General features: G+C 73.0%; 17 protein-coding genes. 13 read left to right on the top strand and 4 right to left on the bottom strand.

Annotation, left to right across the window (positions count from 1 at the left end; translation table 11 throughout):
- Positions 1-15 precede the first annotated feature (15 nt).
- The 9 genes from ACERZO_RS32130 (at position 16) to ACERZO_RS32090 (ending at position 12189) form a co-directional block, all read left to right on the top strand.
- Positions 16-1365, top strand: a complete 1350-nt coding sequence (locus ACERZO_RS32130; RefSeq protein WP_372668921.1) for an SdrD B-like domain-containing protein — start codon at positions 16-18, stop codon at positions 1363-1365.
- A 19-nt stretch (positions 1366-1384) separates the two neighbouring features.
- Positions 1385-2665 (top strand): adenosylmethionine--8-amino-7-oxononanoate transaminase, encoded by a 1281-nt coding sequence (locus ACERZO_RS32125; RefSeq protein ID WP_372668919.1) that lies wholly within the window; start codon positions 1385-1387, stop codon positions 2663-2665.
- A gap of 218 nt (positions 2666-2883) precedes the next feature.
- Entirely contained in the window at positions 2884-5115 is a 2232-nt protein-coding gene (locus tag ACERZO_RS32120) for a bifunctional SulP family inorganic anion transporter/carbonic anhydrase (protein ID WP_372668917.1), read from the top strand.
- A gap of 222 nt (positions 5116-5337) precedes the next feature.
- A complete protein-coding gene (locus ACERZO_RS32115) occupies positions 5338-7518 on the top strand; it encodes a SulP family inorganic anion transporter (RefSeq protein ID WP_372668915.1) in 2181 nt (726 codons plus the stop codon).
- Positions 7519-8345: 827 nt separating this feature from the next.
- Positions 8346-9071: a dethiobiotin synthase gene (gene bioD, locus ACERZO_RS32110; RefSeq protein ID WP_372668914.1), complete on the top strand. Its 726-nt coding sequence runs from the start codon at positions 8346-8348 to the stop codon at positions 9069-9071.
- A 72-nt stretch (positions 9072-9143) separates the two neighbouring features.
- Positions 9144-10157, top strand: coding sequence for a biotin synthase BioB (gene bioB / locus ACERZO_RS32105; RefSeq protein ID WP_372668912.1), 1014 nt, complete (start codon positions 9144-9146; stop codon positions 10155-10157).
- Positions 10144-10350: a biotin synthase auxiliary protein BsaP gene (bsaP, locus tag ACERZO_RS32100; RefSeq protein ID WP_372668910.1), complete on the top strand. Its 207-nt coding sequence runs from the start codon at positions 10144-10146 to the stop codon at positions 10348-10350. The genes bioB and bsaP overlap by 14 nt, the downstream gene beginning before the upstream one ends.
- 162 nt (positions 10351-10512) lie before the next feature.
- Positions 10513-11109 (top strand): DUF2567 domain-containing protein, encoded by a 597-nt coding sequence (locus ACERZO_RS32095; RefSeq protein ID WP_372668908.1) that lies wholly within the window; start codon positions 10513-10515, stop codon positions 11107-11109.
- 48 nt (positions 11110-11157) lie between these two features.
- Positions 11158-12189, top strand: a complete 1032-nt coding sequence (locus tag ACERZO_RS32090; RefSeq protein WP_372668906.1) for a M48 family metallopeptidase — start codon at positions 11158-11160, stop codon at positions 12187-12189.
- A 1-nt stretch (position 12190) separates the two neighbouring features.
- On the opposite strand, the gene ACERZO_RS32085 is transcribed toward ACERZO_RS32090, so the two are convergent.
- Positions 12191-12907, bottom strand: a complete 717-nt coding sequence (locus tag ACERZO_RS32085) for an LON peptidase substrate-binding domain-containing protein (protein WP_372668905.1) — start codon at positions 12905-12907, stop codon at positions 12191-12193.
- Between the two features lie 40 nt (positions 12908-12947).
- On the bottom strand, positions 12948-13580 hold the full coding sequence (locus ACERZO_RS32080) for an NUDIX hydrolase (protein WP_372668903.1): 633 nt from the start codon (positions 13578-13580) through the stop codon (positions 12948-12950).
- A gap of 112 nt (positions 13581-13692) precedes the next feature.
- Here ACERZO_RS32080 and nadA point away from each other — a divergent pair, with 112 nt between their 5' ends.
- The 4 genes from nadA to ACERZO_RS32060 all read left to right on the top strand — a co-directional run bounded on the left by nadA (position 13693) and on the right by ACERZO_RS32060 (position 18467).
- Positions 13693-14703 (top strand): quinolinate synthase NadA, encoded by a 1011-nt coding sequence (gene nadA, locus ACERZO_RS32075; RefSeq protein WP_372668901.1) that lies wholly within the window; start codon positions 13693-13695, stop codon positions 14701-14703.
- Positions 14700-16343, top strand: coding sequence for an L-aspartate oxidase (locus ACERZO_RS32070; RefSeq protein WP_372668898.1), 1644 nt, complete (start codon positions 14700-14702; stop codon positions 16341-16343). Before nadA ends, ACERZO_RS32070 begins: the two co-directional genes overlap by 4 nt.
- Positions 16340-17233 carry a carboxylating nicotinate-nucleotide diphosphorylase gene (nadC, locus tag ACERZO_RS32065; protein ID WP_372668896.1) on the top strand — a complete coding sequence of 298 codons (894 nt, stop codon included), beginning with the start codon at positions 16340-16342 and terminating at the stop codon, positions 17231-17233. Before ACERZO_RS32070 ends, nadC begins: the two co-directional genes overlap by 4 nt.
- A gap of 73 nt (positions 17234-17306) precedes the next feature.
- The gene (locus tag ACERZO_RS32060) at positions 17307-18467 is read left to right on the top strand and encodes a S8 family serine peptidase (protein WP_372668894.1); all 1161 of its coding nucleotides are present in this window, start codon (positions 17307-17309) and stop codon (positions 18465-18467) included.
- Positions 18468-18701: 234 nt separating this feature from the next.
- On the opposite strand, the gene ACERZO_RS32055 is transcribed toward ACERZO_RS32060, so the two are convergent.
- Together ACERZO_RS32055 and ACERZO_RS32050 are read right to left on the bottom strand one after the other, a co-directional pair.
- On the bottom strand, positions 18702-19079 hold the full coding sequence (locus tag ACERZO_RS32055) for a hypothetical protein (RefSeq protein WP_372668892.1): 378 nt from the start codon (positions 19077-19079) through the stop codon (positions 18702-18704).
- Positions 19076-20416, bottom strand: a complete 1341-nt coding sequence (locus ACERZO_RS32050) for an alpha/beta hydrolase (RefSeq protein WP_372668890.1) — start codon at positions 20414-20416, stop codon at positions 19076-19078. The genes ACERZO_RS32055 and ACERZO_RS32050 overlap by 4 nt, the downstream gene beginning before the upstream one ends.
- Positions 20417-20432: the final 16 nt, after the last annotated feature.

Genomic DNA, 20432 nt, shown 5'->3' with positions numbered 1-20432 from the left:
TGAGGGGGAGTCACCTTGGGGATCCGACGCGTACTGGTGACACTGGCCGCGGTGCTCGTGGCGATCGTGGGGTTCGCCGTCCCGGCGAGTGCGGAGGACTACGACCTCCGGGGCACCGCCGTGGTCGAAGGCGGGCCGTACCTGCTGGGGGAGCCGGTCACCGTGAAGTACACCGTGACCAACGCCGGCACCCGCGGGGTCTACTACTCGCACGGCATCGCCGACCACCTGGGCGGCACGCGCTTCTGGGTGGATTCCGGCTGGGGCGACCTCGGGCCGGGCGGGTTCGGCGCGAGCTTCGAGCCCGGCGAGACCCGGGAGTACCTGCTGACCGGGCACCTCACCGGCCCGCTCGACGGCGACTCGAGGTTCCGGCTGTCGGTGTCGCTGCTGGACGGCGTGACCCCGCCGCTGGCCCCGGCCGAGGCGGTCGTGCGGGCGGCGGCGGGAACGACCACGATCGGCGGCCAGGCGTTCGCCGACGCGGACGAGGACGGCGTCGCCGACCCCGGCGAGGCGCTCGCCGGTGCGGAAGTCAAGCTGTACGGCGGTGACCTCCCCGCTACGCGAACCACGGGCGCCGACGGGCGGTACTCCTTCGCGGACCTGCCGCCCGGGCGCTACGACGTCTACCCGGAGAGCGCACCCGGCGGCTGGATCCTGGGCGGCGGCACGACGGTCCGGGCCGACGGCTCGACGCCGGTCGCCGAGGTGCCGCTGCGGGCGTTGCGGCCGTTGTCCGAGACGCTGCGCGCGACGGTCGCGCTGGACCAGGACACCTACCGCATCGGCGACCCGGCGGTGCTGACGGTGACGCTGGCCAACACGGGCACTCGTGTTCTCTCGGGGATCTACGGCGCCTGCGACCGCGGTGACATCGGCCGTTCCCTGGACATCACCCCGGCCGGCTGGGGCGAGCTGGACTACTTCGGCCCGGGAGCGACGATCCGGCCGGGGGAGACCCGGACGTTCGAGGTGGCCGGAACCGTCACCGAACGCGCCGGCCGGTGGGGCGTGCTCGAGCAGATCTGCGACTTCACCCGCGACGAGGCCTACCACGCCGGCGTCCCCGACGCCCGGGACACGGCGAAGATCCTCGGCCTCGACGGCACCAGCACGGGCCGGATCGTCGCCGAGACCGGGGAAGGCCTCGCCGGGCTGCCGGTGACGGCCACCGACATCGACACCGGCCAGGCGCTCACCGCGACGACCGGCGCCGACGGGAGCCTGACCATCGCCGGGCCCGCCGGCCGCTACCGGCTGTCGGTGGCCGGGCCGTGGGTGCTGGTGGGGGACCGGACGGTGTACGTCGTGGCGGCGGCGATGAACCAGAACGGCTGGGTGTTCACGCGGAAGCCCTGCTGAGGTCACGTATGGTCGGCGGATGGACTCCGCCGACCTGCTCGCCCTCGACGCCCAGCACGTGTGGCACCCCTACGCGCCGATGCCGGCGAAGGTGCCCTCGCTGCTGGTCACCGAGGCGAGCGGGGTGCGGCTGAAGCTCGCCGACGGCCGGGAGCTCGTCGACGGGATGTCGTCGTGGTGGTCGGCCATCCACGGCTACCGGCACCCCGTGCTCGACGCCGCCCTCGCCGCCCAGGCCGGCCGGATGAGCCACGTCATGTTCGGCGGCCTGACGCACGAGCCCGCGATCACGCTCGCCAAGACGCTGGTCGACCTCACGCCGGACGGGCTCGAGCACGTCTTCCTCTGCGACTCCGGCTCGGTGTCGGTCGAGGTCGCCGCGAAGATGTGCCTGCAGTACCAGCGTTCGCGCGGGTTGCCGGAGAAACGGAAGCTGCTGACCTGGCGCGGCGGCTACCACGGCGACACCTTCACGCCGATGAGCGTCTGCGACCCCGACGGCGGCATGCACTCGCTGTGGCGCGGCGTCCTGCCCGAGCAGGTCTTCGTGCCCGCCCCGCCGTCCGGGTTCGACGCGCCGCCGGACGAGTCCTATGTGGACACCCTCGCCGAGGCGATCGGCGCGCACGCCGGGGAACTGGCGGCGGTGATCGTCGAGCCGGTCGTGCAGGGCGCGGGCGGGATGCGGTTCCACAGCCCGGCCTACCTGCGCGCGCTGCGGGAGCTGACCGAGGCGCACGACGTCCTGCTGATCTTCGACGAGATCGCGACCGGCTTCGGCCGCACCGGCGCGCTCTTCGCCGCCGGGCACGCGGGTGTGACGCCGGACGTGCTCTGCGTCGGCAAGGCGCTGACCGGCGGCTACCTGAGCATGGCGGCGACGCTGTGCACGCCGGAGGTCGCGGCGGGCATTTCCCGCGGCGCGCTGCCGGTCCTCGCGCACGGGCCGACGTTCATGGGCAACCCGCTGGCCTCGGCGGTCGCGAACGCCTCGCTCGGCCTGCTCTCCGGCGGCGCGTGGCGCGACGACGTCAACCGGCTGGAGAAGGGCCTGCTCGACGGTCTCGCGCCGGCGCGGGACCTCGGCTCGGTGGTGGACGTCCGGGTGCTGGGCGGGATCGGCGTGCTGCAGCTCGATCACCCCGTCGACGTGGCCGTGGCCACCGAGGTCGTCACCGGGCACGGCGCCTGGCTGCGGCCGTTCCGGGACCTCGTCTACGCGATGCCGCCGTACGTTTCGACTGACGACGACCTCGCCGTGCTCACCCGCGCGATGCTCGCGGTCGCGGAAAAGGCGTGAATTCAGCACATCGGGTGTGACCACGGGCACAGCCAGACCCGAAGGTCCCTCATCGTCGCGCTGCGTGCCGGAGCAAGATCCACACCACGCGATCGGCGGAGGTTGCCGCGGTGGTTTTCGCCTGAAAGGTCCGGGGAACCGAACCGATCCGTACCGGCGCAAACGCGAGAAATGCTTGCGTAGCGGACTTTTCGCGCGGTTTCGGCGATCCTGCCCCCATGATCGAGATCGTTCGCGGAGAACACGACACCGGCCCCCCGAAGACCCCGCGGTTCCTGGAGAACCTCAAACACGACGTCCTCGCTTCGGTAGTCGTCTTCCTCGTCGCCGTCCCCCTGTCCCTCGGCGTGGCCTTCGCCGCCGGGGCGCCGCTGCTCTCGGGCCTGATCTCCGCCGTCGTCGGCGGACTGGTCGCGAGCCTCTTCGGCGGATCGCCGCTGCAGGTCAGCGGCCCGTCCGCCGCCCTCACCGTGGTGCTGGCCGACACGATCGCCACCCACGGCTGGCCCGTCACCTGCGCGATCACCGTCGCCGCGGGCCTGCTCCAGATCCTCTTCGGCCTGACGCGCCTGGCCCGCGCCGCGCTCGCCGTGTCGCCGGCCATCGTGCACGGCCTGCTCGCCGGCATCGGCGTCACGCTCGTGCTCGGCCAGCTGCACGTCGTGCTCGGCGGCACGGCGCAGGGTTCCGCACTGGCCAACGTCCTCGCGTTGCCGGGGCAGATCGCCGCGCACCACGACGAGGCCGTGCTGATCGGCGTGGTCACCCTCGCGGTGCTGCTGGCCTGGCCGCGGCTGCCCAAAGCCGTCCGCCGGGTGCCCGCCCCGCTGGCGGCGGTCGCGCTGGCCACCGGGCTGTCCGTCGTGGCCGGCCTGACCCTGCCGCGCGTCGACCTCCCGGCCGGGCTGCCCGCGCTGAACGTCGTGCCGCGGCTGCCCGACGGCGGCTGGGGCGGCTTCGCGGTCGCCGCCGTCACCATCGCGCTGATCGCCGGCCTGGAGAGCCTGCTGTCCGCGGTGTCGGTGGACAAGCTGCGCGGCGGCCCGCGCACCGACCTCGACCGCGAACTCGTCGGGCAGGGCGCGGCGAACGTCGCCGCCGGCGCGCTCGGCGGGTTCCCGGTCACCGGCGTCATCGTGCGCAGCATGACCAACTACGAAGCCGGGGCGCGCACCCGGGCGTCGGCGATCCTGCACTGCTGCTGGATCCTCGCCGCCTGCCTGCTGCTGACCGGCGTGCTGCGGCTGATCCCGCTGGCGGCGCTCGCCGCGTTGCTGGTGTACGTCGGGACGAAGCTGGTGAACCTCAACGGGCTCAAGGAAGTCCGGCGCCACGGCGACCTGCCGGTGTACGCCGTCACGCTGGCCGGCGCGGTCGCCGTCAACCTGCTCACCGGTGTCGCGGCGGGGATCCTGCTGGCGCTCGCGATGATGCTGCGGCGGATGATCTTCTCGGGCATCCACGTCGAAAAAGACGGTGACCGCCACCGCGTCGTCATCGAAGGCGCGCTGACGTTCCTGTCCGTGCCGCGGCTGACCCGCGTGCTCGCGGAAGTGCCGCCGCACGCCGAAGTCACGCTCGAGCTGCTCGTCGACTACCTCGACCACGCCGCGTTCGACTGCCTGCGCGGCTGGCAGCAGGCGCACGCCGGGCCGGTGACGGTCGACGAGATCGGGCACCCGTGGTTCGAACGCGGCGCGTCGGGCGCGCCGACCGTACGCCGCAGCGTCGCGGCGCGCGTCGTGCCGAGGTGGCTCGCGCCGTGGTCGCAGTGGCAGGCCGAGCACGTCGTGCTGCCGGCCCAGCGCACGGCCAGTTCGTTGTTGTGCCGCGGTGCTTCGGAGTTCCAGCGCCGGACGGCGCCGCTGCTGCGCGAGACGTGGAGCGGGCTGGCGCACGGCCAGCAGCCGCACACGCTGTTCATCACCTGCGGCGACGCGCGGATCGTGCCGAACCTCATCACCACCAGCGGGCCGGGCGACCTGTTCACCGTGCGGAACATCGGCAACCTCGTCCCGCCGGTCGACGGCGACGACTCGTCGGTCGGCGCGGCGATCGAATACGCCGTGGGGGTGCTCGGCGTCGCGGAGATCGTGGTGTGCGGGCATTCCGGGTGCGGGGCGATGAAGGCGTTGCTCGGCCAGGCCCCGGACGGCTTGGTGCAGCTCGGCAGCTGGCTGCGGCACGGCGAGGCGACGCTGCGGCGGCGTTCGCGCGAAGCCCCGCTCCTGCTCGGCGGCGAGCGGCCGGCGGCGGAGGCCGACCAGCTGGCGCTGCAGAACGTGGTGCAGCAGCTGGAAACCCTGCGCGGCTACCCGGTGGTCGCCGCGGCGCTGGACCGCGGCGGGCTCCGGCTGACGGGCATGTACTTCGACGTCGGCGCCGCGCAAGTGTCCCTTTTGGACGACGGGGCCCGCGGGTTCGTCCCGGCGGGTGCCCTGGAGCACTGACTCCAAGCGCCCCGATGTGGCGTCGAGTGCGTCACGTCGGGGCGCTTGTGCCGGTGAGCGGAAACCCTTGTGTAGTAAGGGATTCAACTGTCACGCGACCGAAATGATCTTGTGAACGCGGCGTTAACGACCTGTCCGGTTTGTGACGTTCGGGCTAAATATGGCCAGTTGTTCACCCGATCGAGTGGTGCATAGCGGACATTTCACACGATTTCCGGTTGCATGGTGATCATGAGACCCCTCGCCGTGCTCCGCCACGACCTGCCGGCCTCACTGGTCGTCTTCCTCGTCGCTGTCCCCCTGTCCCTCGGCATCGCCCTCGCTTCGGGCGCGCCGGTCGCCGCCGGGCTGGTGGCCGCCGTCGTCGGCGGCATCGTCGCCGGCGCGCTCGGCGGCTCCGCGCTCCAGGTGAGCGGGCCCGCCGCCGGCCTGACCGTCGTGATGGCCGAAACCATCCAGACGTTCGGCTGGGTCGTCACGTGTGCGATCACCGTCCTCGCCGGGGCGCTCCAGATCCTGCTGGGGCTGAGCCGGATCGCGCGCGCCGCCCTGGCCATCTCGCCGGCCATCGTGCACGGCATGCTGGCCGGCATCGGCGTCACGATCGTGCTCGGCCAGCTGCACGTCATCCTCGGCGGCAAGGCCCAGAGCTCCGCGATCGAGAACATCGCCGAGCTGCCCGGCCAGATCGTCGCCCACCACGACTCGGCCGCCCTGATCGGCCTGCTCACCATCGCGATCCTGCTCGTCTGGCCCCGGCTGCCGAAGGTCGTGCAGCGGGTGCCCGGCCCGTTGGCGGCGATCGCCGTCGCCACCGTCCTGTCCGTGGTCACCGGGATGACCCTGCCGCGCGTCGAGCTGCCCGGTGACCTGCTGAACGTCCACCTCGTCCCGCAGCTGCCCGACGGCGGCTGGGGCGGGTTCGCGCTCGCCGTCGTCACCATCGCGCTGATCGCCAGCGTCGAGAGCCTGCTGTCGGCGGTCGCGGTCGACCGGATGCACACGGGCCCGCGCGCCCACCTGGACCGCGAGCTCGTCGGCCAGGGCGCGGCCAACATGGTCTCCGGCGCGCTGGGCGGCCTGCCGGTCACCGGCGTGATCGTCCGCAGCTCCACCAACGTGGCGGCCGGCGCGAAGACCCGGGCGTCGGCGGTGCTGCACGGCGTCTGGGTGCTGCTGTTCGTCGTCCTGCTCGCCGGGCTGATCCAGAGCATTCCGCTGGCCGCGCTGGCCGGTCTGCTCGTGCACGTCGGCGCGAAGCTGGTCAACCCGGGGCACATGAGGACCGTCCTCGCCCACGGCGACCTGCCCGTCTACCTGCTCACCCTCGGCGGCGTCGTGGTGTTCGACCTGCTCACCGGCGTGCTCGCCGGCATCGGGCTGGCGCTGGTGCTGATGCTGCGCCGGACGTTGTGGTCGGGAATCCACGTCGAGCACGAGGGCGACGCCTGGCGCGTGGTCGTCGAAGGTGTCCTGACGTTCCTGTCGGTGCCGCGGCTGTCGAAGATCCTCGGCGGCATCCCGGCCGGCGTGCCGGTGCGGCTGGAGCTGGTGGTCGACTACCTCGACCACGCGGCGTTCGAGAGCCTGCACACCTGGCAGCAGGCGCACGAGCGCGCGGGCGGCACGGTCGACGTCGACGAGGTCGGCCACCCGTGGTTCGGCGAAGGCAAGGCGGGGCGGCCGACGCGGTCCCGGCTGGCCGCGAGCCGGGCGGTGCCGCGCTGGCTGGCGCCGTGGTCGGCGTGGCAGGCGGTGGAGGGGATCCCGTCCCAGCAGACCCGCCGCGGCGCGACGGAGTTCCACCGCCGGGCGGCCCCGCTGCTGCGCGACACGCTGTCCGGCCTCGCGGACGGCCAGCGCCCCCGCACGCTGTTCATCACGTGCGGCGACTCCCGGATCGTGCCGAACCTGATCACGACGAGCGGCCCGGGCGACCTGTTCACGATCCGCAACATCGGCAACCTGGTGCCGCCGGGCCAGGCGGACCCGTCGATGAACGCGTCGATCGAGTACGCGGTCGGCGTGCTGGGGGTCGAGGAGATCGTGGTGTGCGGCCATTCGGGCTGCGGCGCGATGGCGGCGCTGGCGGAGGGCCCGCCACCGGGACCGTTGTCGGTGTGGTTGCGGCACGCGGAACCGAGCGCGCACCGCACCGGTTCGGCCACTTTGGACGGTGGGCTGCCGGACCGGGAGGGCGATCGGCTGGCGTTGCACAACGTGCTGCAGCAGCTGGAGCACTTGCGGGAGTACCCATCGGTGGCGGCCGCCGAGGCGGCGGGGAAGGTCCAGTTGACGGGGATGTACTTCGCGGTCGGGACGGCGCAGGTGTATCTGTTCGACTCGGCGGAGCGGACGTTCCGGCCCGCCGGTTCGGCGGCGGCGGTGGTGCCGGGGGCTTGAGGTCGGGGTGGGCCGGGCTCGGGTGGGCCCGGCTCGCTCCGGCGGGATCGCGGCGCAGGTCGGCTCGGCTCGCTCCGGTGAGGTCGCGGCGTAGGTGGGCCCGGCCTGGTCCGGTCCGCGCCGGCAGGGTTCGGCCGGTGTCGGCCAGGTGCCCTGCGCCGGCCCGCCCGCGCCGGCGGCCCGCCCGCGCTGGCGGCCCGCCCGCGCTGGCGGCCCGCCCGCGCTGGCGGCCCGCCCGCGCTGGCGGCCCGCCCGCGCCGGCGGGCGGGTCTCCTGCAGAGTCTGCGATGGTAGGCCGGCGGCGCCGCGAACGTCTTGAATGAGTCATTCAGGTCCTGGGAGGCCCTGAATGACTCATTCAAGACACTTGGGCTTCCGTCCAGCGACCTGGAACGCCGACTTTGCCGGGCACGGACCTGCGCCGGTGGGTTGGTCGGTTCGGGCTGTGCCGGTGCTCGCCTGCGCTGGTGGGTTGGTCGGTTCGGGCTGTGCCGGTGCTCGCCTGCGCTGGTGGGTTGGTCGGTTCGGGCTGTGCCGGTGCTCGCCTGCGCCGGTGGGTTGGTCGGTTCAGGGTGTGCCGGGGCCCGCCTGCGCCGGCGGGGTTGGCCGGTTCGGTCCGCGCCGAAGCCCGCGCCTGCCGGCCGGACCCGCGCCGCGGCGCGAGTCACCCGCTCGGTCGGAGATTCGTCGCCCGTCGGCGCATGCCGGCCGTGCCCCACCCCTACTCCACCAAACCCCAAGCTGACCTGGGCATCCTTCGACTCCACCCCGCCACATCCGGTGCCCGCGGTGCACACCCCACCCCCGGGTCACTAAGTTGATGGTCCGTGACCATGCTGGTGATGACGGGGACCGGGACCGGGGTCGGCAAGACGATCACCACGGCGGCCATCGCCGCCCTGGCGGTGGCCGGCGGGCAGCGCGTTGCCGTTCTCAAACCCGCCCAGACCGGCGTCCTCCCCGATGAGCCCGGGGATCTCGCCGATGTCCGGCGGCTGGCCGGCCGCGAGGTCACCACCCGGGAGCTGCGGCGCTACCCCGATCCGCTGTCGCCCGAGGCCGCCGCGCGGCGTAGTGGCCTTCCCTCCCTCGATCCCGGGGAGATCGCGCGGGCCGCGTCCGACCTCGACACCGGGCACGATCTCACCCTCATCGAAGGCGCCGGCGGCCTGCTCGTGCGCTTCGACAAGGCCGGTTCGAGCCTCGCCGACGTCGCCTGGTCGCTCGGGTCGCTCGTGATCATCGTCGCCGAGGCCGGGCTCGGGACGCTCAACGCCACCGCGCTCACCGCCGAGGTCGCCACCAAGCGGGGCCTGACCGTCGCCGGGGTCATCATCGGTTCGTGGCCCGCCGAACCGGACCTGGCCGCGCTGTCCAACCTCGAAGACCTGCCCGTCGCCGCCGGGGCGCCGCTGCTCGGCGCGCTGCCCGCCGGGCTCGGGGACGCCTCGCCCGAGGAATTCCTGTCCGCCGCGCGGGCCGGGCTCTCGCCGTGGTTCGGCGGCGAGTTCGACCCCGAGCTCTTCGCGGGATGCGCTTCCGCCGGGAAGTGACCTGCGTCGCTGTCGTCCCGGCGTGCCTTCGTGCACGATGAGGGACGCTTCCACCACGACCAAGGAGCCGCCGTGACCGCAGTCCCGGACACCGATGTCCTCGCCTACGCGCGCGAGCACGTCCTCGAAAACGGCGTCGGCCTGGGCGAAGCCGAAGTCCTCGAGGTGCTGCGGCTGCCCGACGACCGGCTGCCCGACCTGCTCGCGCTCGCGCACGACGTCCGGATGCGGTGGTGCGGACCCGAGGTCGAGGTCGAGGGCATCATCAGCCTCAAGACCGGTGGCTGCCCGGAGGACTGCCACTTCTGCTCGCAGTCCGGCCGCTTCCCGACGCCGGTGCGCTCGGCGTGGCTCGACATCCCGAACCTGGTCAAGGCCGCCCGGCAGACCGCCGAGACCGGCGCGACGGAGTTCTGCATCGTCGCCGCCGTCCGCGGGCCGGACCAGCGGCTGCTCTCCCAGGTCCGCGAGGGCGTCAAGGCCATCCGCGCGGACGGCAACGACATCCAGATCGCCTGCTCCCTCGGCATGCTCACGCAGGAGCAGGTCGACGAGCTCGTCGAGATGGGCGTGCACCGCTACAACCACAACCTCGAGACCGCGCGTTCGCACTTCCCGGCCGTCGTCACCACCCACACGTGGGAAGAGCGCGCCGACACCCTCCGGATGGTCGCGAAGGCGGGCATGGAGGTCTGCTGCGGCGGCATCATCGGCATGGGGGAGACGGTCGAGCAGCGCGCGGAGTTCGCGGTGCAGCTGGCCGAGCTGAGCCCGCACGAGGTGCCGATGAACTTCCTCATCCCGCAGCCGGGGACGCCGTACGAGAACTACGAAATCGTCGAGGGCAAGGACGCGCTGCGGACCGTCGCGGCGTTCCGGCTCGCGATGCCGCGCACGATGCTGCGCTTCGCGGGCGGCCGCGAGCTGACGCTCGGCGACCTCGGCGCGGAGCAGGGCATGCTCGGCGGCATCAACGCGATCATCGTCGGCAACTACCTGACGAACCTGGGCCGCCCGGCCAGCGCGGACCTGGAGATGCTGGACGAGCTCAAGATGCCCATCAAGGCGCTCAGTGACAGCCTCTGACGCACCCGCTTTTTGTGTCCATTGTGGACAGGCGTCGCCGGGCGGGGCGGACCACCCGGCGTGCCACAACCCCCGGACGGCGCTCGAGCCGCCGCGCTACTGCACGTTCTGCGCGCGACGGCTCGTGGTCCAGGTGAGCCCGCTCGGCTGGACGGCCCGCTGCAGCCGGCACGGCGAGACGGCGAGCGGCTGACGGCTGCGGCGACGACATGAACGACTCATTCATGGCGTCAGGTGACATGAATGACTCATTCACGGCGTTCGGATCCGGTCACCCGCGCGACACGACCGGCGGCTCACCGCCTCCACGCACCGACCGGTTACCCTCAGTCGCACGCAGCAGGAGGGAGTCCGGGTGAGTGAGTCGTCGGGGCCCGCGCACCGGCCGTCGGCCGTGGCCGGTCCGTGGTCGGTGCCCGTCCTGGTCCGGGAACGGCGACCGCGCGTCGTCGTCAAGGCCGACCTGCTGCCCGCCGTGAGCGTGCTCGGCACCCTCAGCCTGCTGAGCTTCCCGCTCGCCTTCGCCTGGTCCCGCCTCGCGCCGCCCGAGCGCGTCCGCATCATCGCCGCCGACGGCACCCAGGGCCCGCTCGAACTCGAAAGCTGGCACCGCTTCGACGACCTCGCCGTCTTCGGGCTCATGACGCTCGGGCTGGGGATCGTCGTCGGCATCGTGGTCTGGCTGCTGCGCGAACGCCGCGGGCCGGTCGTCTTCCTCGCCGCCGTGCTCGGGGTCGCCCTCGCGAGCGCGCTGGCCGTGCTGCTCGGCGTCGGCTGGGCGAACAGCCACTACACCATCACCAGCGCGCCCGCGCTCGGCTCGGTGATCGAACTCGCGCCGCGCCTGGAGTCGTGGTGGGTGCTGCTCACCGGCCCGCTCGGGGTGACCATCTCCTACGGCCTGCTCGCGACCTGGAACGGCCGCGACGACCTGGGCCGCCGTCTGGGCTGACGATCTTGTCCTAAGCTGTGCCCCCTCGACCACAGGGGGATTCCAGCAGTGACCGAAGACATCGAAGTTTCGCGCCACCACGCCGTCCGCTTCCCGGGCATCAGCCCGCGCGCCTACGAGCACCCCGTGGACCGCGGCGCGCTCGCCACGCTGCGCGCCGTGCCCGGGTTCGCGCAGGTCGTCAAGGCCATCTCGGGCTTCTACAACGAGCGCGGCGAACGGCTGATGGCGCTCGCCTCGTCGATCCGCGTCGGGCCGAAGCAGTACCCGGAGCTCGACCGCCTGCGCCACGAGTGCGCCGAGACGCTCGACCTGCCGGTGCCGAACGTGTTCGTCTACCAGGACCCGCGGATCAGCGCCGAGACCGTCGGCATGGACGAGCCGTTCATCCGGGTCAGCACCGGCCTCGTCGAGCTGATGAGCCACGAGTCGCTGCGGTTCGTGCTCGGGCACGAGATGGGGCACGTGCTGTCCGGGCACGCCGTCTACCGCACGATGATGGTGCGCCTGATCGCGCTGCAGCTGGCGATGTCGTGGACGCCGGTGAGCGCGCTCGGCATCCGGGCGATCGTCGCGGCGCTGCGCGAGTGGTTCCGCAAGGCCGAGCTGTCGTGCGACCGCGCCGGGCTGCTCTGCGGCCAGGACCCGACGGCGGCGCTGCGCGCCCAGATCCAGGTCGCCGGCGGCATCGACCCGGCCCGCATCGACATCCCGTCGTTCCTGCGGCAGGCGGCCGAATACGAGTCGGTCGAGGACATCCGCGACAGCTTCCTCAAGCTCAAGTTCGTCGAGACGGAGTCGCACCCGTTCGCGGTGGTCCGCGCGGCCCAGCTGCAGAAGTGGGCGGCCTCGGAGGAGTACCGCGCGATCCTGGCCGGCGACTACCCGCGCCGCGACGACGACGCGCCGACGTCCGACTGGAAGGACGACCTCAAGTCGGCCGCCAAGTCGTACAAGGAGTCGTGGAACTCCTCGGCCGACCCGCTGACGAAGGTGTTCAGCGACGTCGGCGAGGCGGTTTCCAGCACCGCGGGCAAGGTGTGGAACAAGTTCGGCACCGGCAACGGGTCCGCGGGCTGAGTCAGTTCAGGCTGGCCGGGCGGCTCAGATCGGTGAGCTCGCCCGGCGGCAGCGGCACCGCGCCCAGGGTGTCCAGGAACCCCGCCTCCCGCGTCAGCAGGCGGCACGCGATCCGCAGCCGGCGCAGGGGGTGGCGTTCCTCCAGCAGCCGCTGCCGGTCTTCCAGGGGCAGCAGGCAGTCCGCCGCCAGCTGGTAGGCCAGGTCGGCCAGTGCCGTGGTCGCTTCCGGGGTTTGCCAGTCGTCGCTGCGCCACGCCGTTTCGCAGTAGCGCCGGTGCGCCGTCCGGGCGACCACCGCCAGGCGTTCGGCCATGTCGCCGGCCGGGGCCACCGGGTCGTCGTCGACCCACTCCACCGACGCGATCAGGTACGGCGCCGACGTGCAGTCGAGGTCCGTCAGGCGGAAGCGGCGCCGGGCCTGCGTGACGACGTCGAAGCGGCCGTCGGGCAGGCGCTTCGCCTCGCGCAGCACCGTGCTGCAGCCGGTCTCGTACAGCTGGTCCAGACCACGTACCTCGCGGGTCAGCGACGAGCGCAGCGCCACCACGCCGAACTCGCGCCCGGGCACCGTGCCGCTCACCAGGTCCGCCGTCAGCTGGCGGTACCGCGGCTCGAAGATGTGCAGCGGCAGCTTGGCCCCCGGGAGCAGAACGGTCTGCAACGGGAACAACGGCAGCAAGGTCGTCGTCGCGTCGCTTTCCGATTCCGGCTCCGTCACTCGTCCACGGTAAGGGGAGAACGCCTCCGGCGCAGGATGGTCACCGGTTCGGCGGCTTGAACACCGCGAACGGATCGGTGATCTGCATGCCCTTGCCGGCGAAGGAGAACAGGGCCGCCGGACGCCCGCCCGCGCGGCCCGGCGGGGCCGTGTGACCAGTGGGAACCAGCAGCCCGCGGCGGGAGAGCACGCGCTGCAGGTTGGTCGCCGAGACGCGGTAGCCCAGCGCCGCCGAATACAGCCCGCGCAACGCCGAAATCGTGAACTGGTCGGGCGCCAGCGCGAACCCGAGGTTCGTGTAGGAGAGCTTCGAACGCAGCCGGTCGCGGGCGCGCAGCACGATCGCCTCGTGGTCGAACGCCGTGCGCGGCAGCTTCGCGACGTCGTGCCACTCGGTGTCCTCCGGCACCTCCGGGTCGACGTCGGACGGGACCAGCGCCAGGAACGCCGTCGCCACCACGCGCGGGCCGGGCACCCGGTGCGGGTCGCTGAACACCGCGAGCTGCTCGACGTGCTTCAGCTGCCGGACGTCGACCTTTTCCTTGAGCTGGCGCCGGACCGACGTCTCGACGTCTTCGTCGGGCCGCAGCCGGCCGCCCGGCAGCGACCAGCGGCCGAGGTGCGGATCGAGCGCGCGGCGCCACAGCAGCACCCGCAGTGTGTCCGAGCGCACTTGAAGGACCGCTCCCAAAACCTCGTGGGCCAGGGGTGCCTGGGTGTTAAGATGACTTCGCACGGTTTTCGATTATAAGGCGAAAACCGGAGACGGGTCCAGGAGGGCCAGCATGACTTCGACGCTCGAACAAGACCTCACCCCCTACGGCGGCGTGGAGGCGAACGCGGCCTGGGCCGAGGAGGTGCGGCGCCTGGCGAAGCAGCGCGACGCGGTGCTCCTCGCGCACAACTACCAGGTCCCGGAGATCCAGGACATCGCCGACCACACCGGCGACTCCCTCGCGCTCAGCCGCATCGCGGCGAGCAGCGACGCGTCCACCATCGTCTTCTGCGGCGTGCACTTCATGGCCGAGACCGCGAAGATCCTCTCCCCGGAGAAGACCGTCCTGATCCCGGACGCGCGGGCCGGCTGCTCGCTCGCCGACTCCATTTCCGGCGCCGAGCTGCGCGCCTGGAAGGCCGAGCACCCGGGCGCAGTGGTCGTCTCCTACGTCAACACCACGGCCGAGGTGAAGGCCGAAACCGACATCTGCTGCACGTCCTCGAACGCGGTCGACGTCGTCGCCTCCATCCCGGCCGACCAGGAGGTTCTCTTCCTGCCGGACCAGTTCCTCGGCGCGCACGTCAAGCGCGTGACCGGCCGGGAGAACATGCACATCTGGGCCGGGGAGTGCCACGTCCACGCCGGCATCAACGGGGCCGAGCTGGCCGAGCGCGCCGCCGAGAACCCGGACGCCGACCTGTTCATCCACCCCGAGTGCGGCTGCGCGACGTCGGCGCTCTACCTGGCCGGCGAGGGCGCGGTGGCGCCGGAGCGGGTCAAGATCCTCTCGACCGGCGACATGGTCCACGAGGCCCGCGACACCCGCGCGAAGTCGGTCCTGGTGGCCACCGAGATCGGCATGATCCACCAGCTCCGCAAGGCCGCGCCGGGCATCGACTTCCGCGCGGTGAACGACCGCGCGTCCTGCCGGTACATGAAGATGATCACCCCGGCGGCCCTGCTCCGCTGCCTGCGTGACGGCCTCGACGAGGTCCACGTCGACGTCGAGACGGCTTCGAGGGCGCGCGCTTCGGTGCAGCGGATGATCGAGATCGGGCAGCCTGGCGGCGGAGAATGACCCCGCCGGTTAATGACCCCCAGGCGAAAACTCCGGTTTGGGAAGCTCGCGCGGACCTGGTCGTGGTCGGCAGCGGCGTCGCCGGGCTGACCGCGGCGCTGCGCGCCCAGGCGCTCGGCCTGCACGTCCTGGTGATCACCAAGGCGGCGATCGAAGACGGCAACACACGCTGGGCGCAGGGCGGCGTCGCCGTGGTCCTGGAGGACGAGCACGACCTCGACGACTCGGTCGCGAAGCACGCGCAGGACACGTTCACCGCGGGCGCCGGGCTGGTCGACGAGGTGGCCGCCCGGTCGATCCTCGACGGCGGCCCGGCGGCCGTCGCCCGGCTGCGGGCGGACGGCGCGAAGTTCGACTCCGCGGAAGGCGGCCTGCTCGCGCGGGCCCGCGAGGGCGGGCACAGCGCGTTCCGCGTCATCCACGCCGGTGGCGACGCGACCGGCGCCGAGGTCGAACGCGCGCTGGTCGCGCAGGCCGGGCAGGCGCGGGTGCCGGTGCTGGAGCACCACATCGCCGTCGACGCGCTGCGCACCCCGGGCGGCCGGGTCGCGGGCGTCACCGTGCTCGACCGGAACGGCGTGCCGGGTGTCGTCCGCGCGTCCGCCGTGCTGCTGGCCAGCGGCGGGATCGGGCAGCTCTACCAGGCGACGTCGAACCCGGAGATGGCCACCGGCGACGGGATCGCGCTCGCGCTGCGGGCCGGGGCGGCCGTGGCGGACATCGAGTTCGTCCAGTTCCACCCGACCGTCCTGTACACCCCGGGCGCGCGGGGACGCCGTCCTCTGGTCACCGAGGCCGTGCGCGGCGAAGGCGCGACGCTGGTCGACGCCACCGGCGCGCCGGTCATGGCGGGCGTGCACCCGCTCGGCGACCTGGCTCCCCGCGACGTCGTCTCCGCGGCGATCACACGCCGGATGGCTTCGGCGCCGGGCGGCGTCGACGACCACGTCTTCCTCGACGCGACCGGCGTCCCGGGGTTCGCGGCGCGGTTCCCGACGGTGTCCGGGGCGTGCGCGGCACTGGGGCTCGACCCGGCGACCGACCCGATCCCGGTGGTGCCGGCGGCGCACTTCTCGTGCGGCGGCGTGGTGACCACTGTGGACGGACGTTCGTCGGTGCCGGGCCTGTACGCCGCGGGCGAGGTCGCGCGGACCGGGCTGCACGGCGCGAACCGCCTGGCGTCCAACAGCTTGCTCGAAGGCCTGGTCGTCGGGCAGCGCGTCGCGGAAGCCGTCGCGGCGGACCTCGCGGCCGGGCTGCTGGCCGATCCGGCGCGCGGACGGCTGCCGTCGTGGACCACCGCGCCGGCCGCGGTGCGTGATTCGCTGCAGCGCGTGATGAGCCGGTACGCGGCGATCGGCCGGGACGCCGACGGGCTCGCGGCCGCGGGCTCGGTGCTCGACTTGTCGACCCAGGACAGTCCGTTGTGGACGCACGCGGCCGTCGAGGACGCGGCGCTGACCGTGGTGGCGCAGGCGTTGCTCGCCGCGGCCGTGCGGCGGACCGAGTCGCGCGGCTGCCACGTGCGGTCCGATTTCCCCCTGCTCGACGAGAACTGGCGACGCAGCCAGCTCATCCGGCTCAGCCCGTCCGGCCAGCCCGTGCTGGCCGACCCGATCCCTTTGGAGGGCGTGGCATGACGTTCCCGATCTCCGAACCGGTCCTCGAGCTGATCGCCGCTTCCGGGCTCGACGTCGAAGACGTGCGGCGGGTCGTCACCACCGCGCTCGGCGAGGACCTGCGGTACGGACCCGACGCGACGACGGAGTCCACGGTGCCCGCGTCCGCGGTCGCGCTGGCCGAACTGACGCCGCGCACCGACGGCGTCGTCGCCGGGTTGCCGGTGGCGCTCGCGGTGTTCGACATGGTGTTGGGCGACGGCTACGAAGTCCTGGCCCGACGCGAGGACGGCGACCGGCTCGTCGCGGGCGAGCCCGCACTGGTGCTGCGCGGCCCGGTGCGCGGGCTGCTGACCGCCGAGCGCACCGCGCTGAACCTGCTGTGCCACCTGTCCGGCGTCGCCACCGCGACCGCCGCCTGGGTGTCCGAAGTGGACGGTACCGGCTGCGCGATCCGGGACTCCCGCAAGACGTTGCCGGGGCTGCGGCTGCTGCAGAAGTACGCCGTCCGCTGCGGCGGCGGGGTCAACCACCGGCTCGGGCTCGGCGACGCGGTGCTGATCAAGGACAACCACGTCGTCGCCGCGGGTTCGGTGACCGCGGCGCTCGAAGCGGCCCGCGCGCACGCGCCGGAACTGGCGTGCGAGGTGGAGGTCGACACGCTTGCGCAGCTGGAGGAGGCGTTGGCCGCCGGAGCGGACGAAGTGCTGCTGGACAACTTCACGCCGGAGGAGTGCCGCCGGGCGGTGGCGCGCCGCGACGAGGTTTCGCCGAAGACGCGGCTGGAATCCTCTGGTGGGCTCACCCTCAACCGTGGTAGGGCCTACGCCGAGTCCGGTGTGGACTATCTGTCGGTGGGCGGGCTGACCCATTCCTCACCCGCGTTGGATCTGGGCATGGACCTTCGCTGACGGGCCTTTCCCGGGTAGACTGGCGGTGGCGGAAGTCCTTTTCCGCCACCGTCTTTCGTTGCGGGGGGATCGGGTGCGGATACCGGCGGTTCTGGCGGTCGCGGGCCTGGTGACGCTCGGATCGCCCGCGTTCGCCGTCGCGGCGCCCGAAGCGCAGTGCGCGAACCCGTCCGGCACGTACACCGGCGACGTCCCGTGGGGGCAGCGGCTGGTCGACCCCGCGCGGCTCTGGCCGTTGACGCGCGGCGAGGGGCAGCTGGTGGCCGTGATCGGCACCGGCGTCGACGGGCAGAACACGCAGTTCGCGCCCGGGCAGCTCGAAGGCGGCAACGGCACCGAGCGCACGGACTGCGACGGCCGCGGGACGATCGCGGCCGGGATCGTCGGCGCGCAGCCGGACTCGTCGACGACGTTCGCCGGTGTCGCACCCGGCGCCCACCTGCTGCCGATCCGCTACACGGACGGCTCTTCCCGCGAGGGCGGCGACCCGGGCGCGCTGGCCGGCGCGATCGACACGGCTTTGGACCGGCACGCGGGCGTCATCCTGGTGGCGGTGCCCGCGGCGTTCGACAGCCCGGCGCTGTCCGGCGTGGTCGCGCGGGCGCGTTCTTCCGGCGCCGTGGTGGTTTCCGCGGCGGCCGCGTCCCAGCAGGGCGCGCGGTCGTACCCGACGGCGACGTCCGGCGTGCTGTCGGTCGGGTCGGTGAACCCGGCGGGGGAGCCGGTGCAGCCGGAGGCGGGCGACTACGTCGGCGTCGCCGCGCCGGGAGCGGAGCTGGTCAGCACCTCGGCCGGAGCGGGCGGCGCGGTGGCGCACCGCTGGCCGGTGACGGACCCGGGCCTGGCGGCGGCGTATGTGGCCGGGGTCGCGGCGCTGGTCCGGGCGTACCACCCGAACTTGACCGGCGACCAGGTCGTGACGCGGCTGGAGCTGACGGCCCACCGCCCGGCCTCGGGCGGCCACGACCCGCGGCTGGGCTGGGGGGTGCTGGACGCGTACGCGGCGGTGTCCTCGACGCTGCCGGCGGACATCGCGGGCCCGGGCTCGGTGGTCCCGGCGGCGCCGGAGCCCGCGGTGATCCCGGCAGCGGCGCCGGCCGAGCACCGCGCGAACGTGCCGGCGGGAACGATCGCGGTGGCGGGAGTGGCCTTGGCGGCGGCTGCCGGGGTGGCGGTCGCGGCGGTGCGGCGGGGGCGGAAGCGGAACTGGCGGGCATCGCGGTTCACGCCGTAGCGCGCTGGGGCGCCGGGCAGGGTTGGCCGGTCAGGCGAGCGGCCGCGGTTCGGCGGCGCCCGTTCGGCGGGGCGGCCGGGAGGTGAGCCGGCGGCTTTCGTTGGGGTGTAAGCGAGTGGGCGGCGGCTGAGGTCGGCCGGGGTAGCGAGCGGCCGCGGTTCGGTGGGGCGCCCGGGAGGCGAGCTGGCGGCTTTCGTTGGGGCGTAAGCGAGCGGCCGCGGTTCGGCGGGCGCCTCAGCCCGCTGCGGCTGCCGGAACCGGGCGGGTCGAGCCGATGATCGCCACCGCGTGACTCGCCCGGGCCACGTGCACCGTGAAGTCCGCTCCCTCCCGGCTGAACCGGGCGATCAGCTCGCGCGGGGTGCTCCGGTCGTGGGCCTGCCACCCGCGTTGCTCCAGCGTCGGCACGACCACCTCCGCCAGGCGGCGCTCCGGTTCGCCCGCCTTCTCCACCCTCACTCCGTACTGCCAGCACAGCAGGTTGCCCGGGCGGGTCGGGTCGCAGTCCAGCTCGCCGTTCACCGTTCGGTCCGCCTCGGTGCCGAACACCGATGCCACGCTGTCGATCACGTCCGTCAGCTCGTCCGCCAGACGGTCCAGTTCGACGGTCATCGCAGCACACCCCCGTCGTTGAGGAACTCGACGCCGTGCTCGAGGATGCCATCCGGCTGGAACGTGCCGTCGAGGGTGGCCGGCCCGGCCGTCAGCACCCGGTAGATGTTCGTCCACGACTCCGAACCCGGCTTCAGCACGTCACTGTGCGACGACAAGCCCCACAACTGATCCCCGGAAGCCGAACGCCCGGTCTCCAGCTCCGTCACCCCCGGGAACGTGTCCGGATCCGCGCCGTGGCCGATGCCGGTCCACTCCAGGCCCCACGCGTTGCCCTGGGCGATCTCGATCGGGTCGAGCGGTGCCGTCATCGAGTACCGCTGGACGCCCGCCTGGCTCGCCGGCAGGTCCGCCGGCGACCACACGCCGTGGCCCATGCCCGCCGACTCGACGTGCAGCACGCGGTCGACGTCCAAGCCCTGCGTCTCGGCCAGCCCGACCGTCGCGCCGCCGTAGCTGTGGCCGATCGCCGTCAGCGTGACGTCGGAGCCCGCGTGGCTCGCGATCTCGCCGCGCAGGTCGTCGGTGAAGTGCTTGAGGTCCGGCGCCATCGTCTGCGCGTAGCTCGCGTCCGGCCCCTGGACCACCGGGTTCTGCGGGAACACCCCGTCGGCCCAGACGACCACCGCCGTGCGGCCGGTCGGGTCCGCCGCCACCAGGCTGCGCCCGAGGCCGGCGTAGGCGTCGAAGTTGGACATCTGCGTGTTGACGCCGGGGACGAACAGCCCGACGTTCCGCGTACCCGGCTCGATGTGCCCGACCAGCTCGGCGATCCGGCCGTTGCCCGACGGGTCGAACTTCAGGATCTGCCGGTTGTTCGCGAGGATGTCCTCGTACAGCGAAATCCGCGCCTGCGACCGCTTGATCTCGTCGGCGTCGGTGAGCGCCGCCAGCCGGGACCGTTCGGCGGTGAGCGCGTCCGCGACCTTCGTGCGGTTGGCGGCGATCGCCTGCGCCCACGCGCCGGTATCGGCCGAACCGCCGATGCCCGCCGGGTTTCCCGCCTTCGGCAGGGGATCTTCGGGCAGGAGCGCCCGGTACATCGCGGCGATCTGCGCGTCCGTGCGGCGGTAGCCGGCCGCGGACGCGGTCAGTCCATTTTGGATGGTCCGGAGCCGGGACACGCCCGCCTCGAGCTTCGAGCCCAGCTCCGTCATCGTCTTTTCGAACGTCTTGGCCGCGGCCGCGGATTCGCTGACCTGGCCGAACGCGGCGGCGGGCACCTTCTCGCCCGCGACCGCCGCCTGCGCGGTGTGCAAAGCCTCAGCCCGCGAGCCGGATTCCCCGGCCACCTGGTCGAGGCGGGCCGGGGCGACGCGGTATCCAGCAGCCGTCACGGCCCGCCTCCGTCTT

The sequence above is a fragment of the Amycolatopsis kentuckyensis genome (assembly GCF_041679295.1).
Lineage (GTDB): Bacteria > Actinomycetota > Actinomycetes > Mycobacteriales > Pseudonocardiaceae > Amycolatopsis > Amycolatopsis kentuckyensis_A.
Note: the sequence above shows the minus strand (reverse complement) of the source record. Positions and strands in the feature narration are given on the sequence as shown.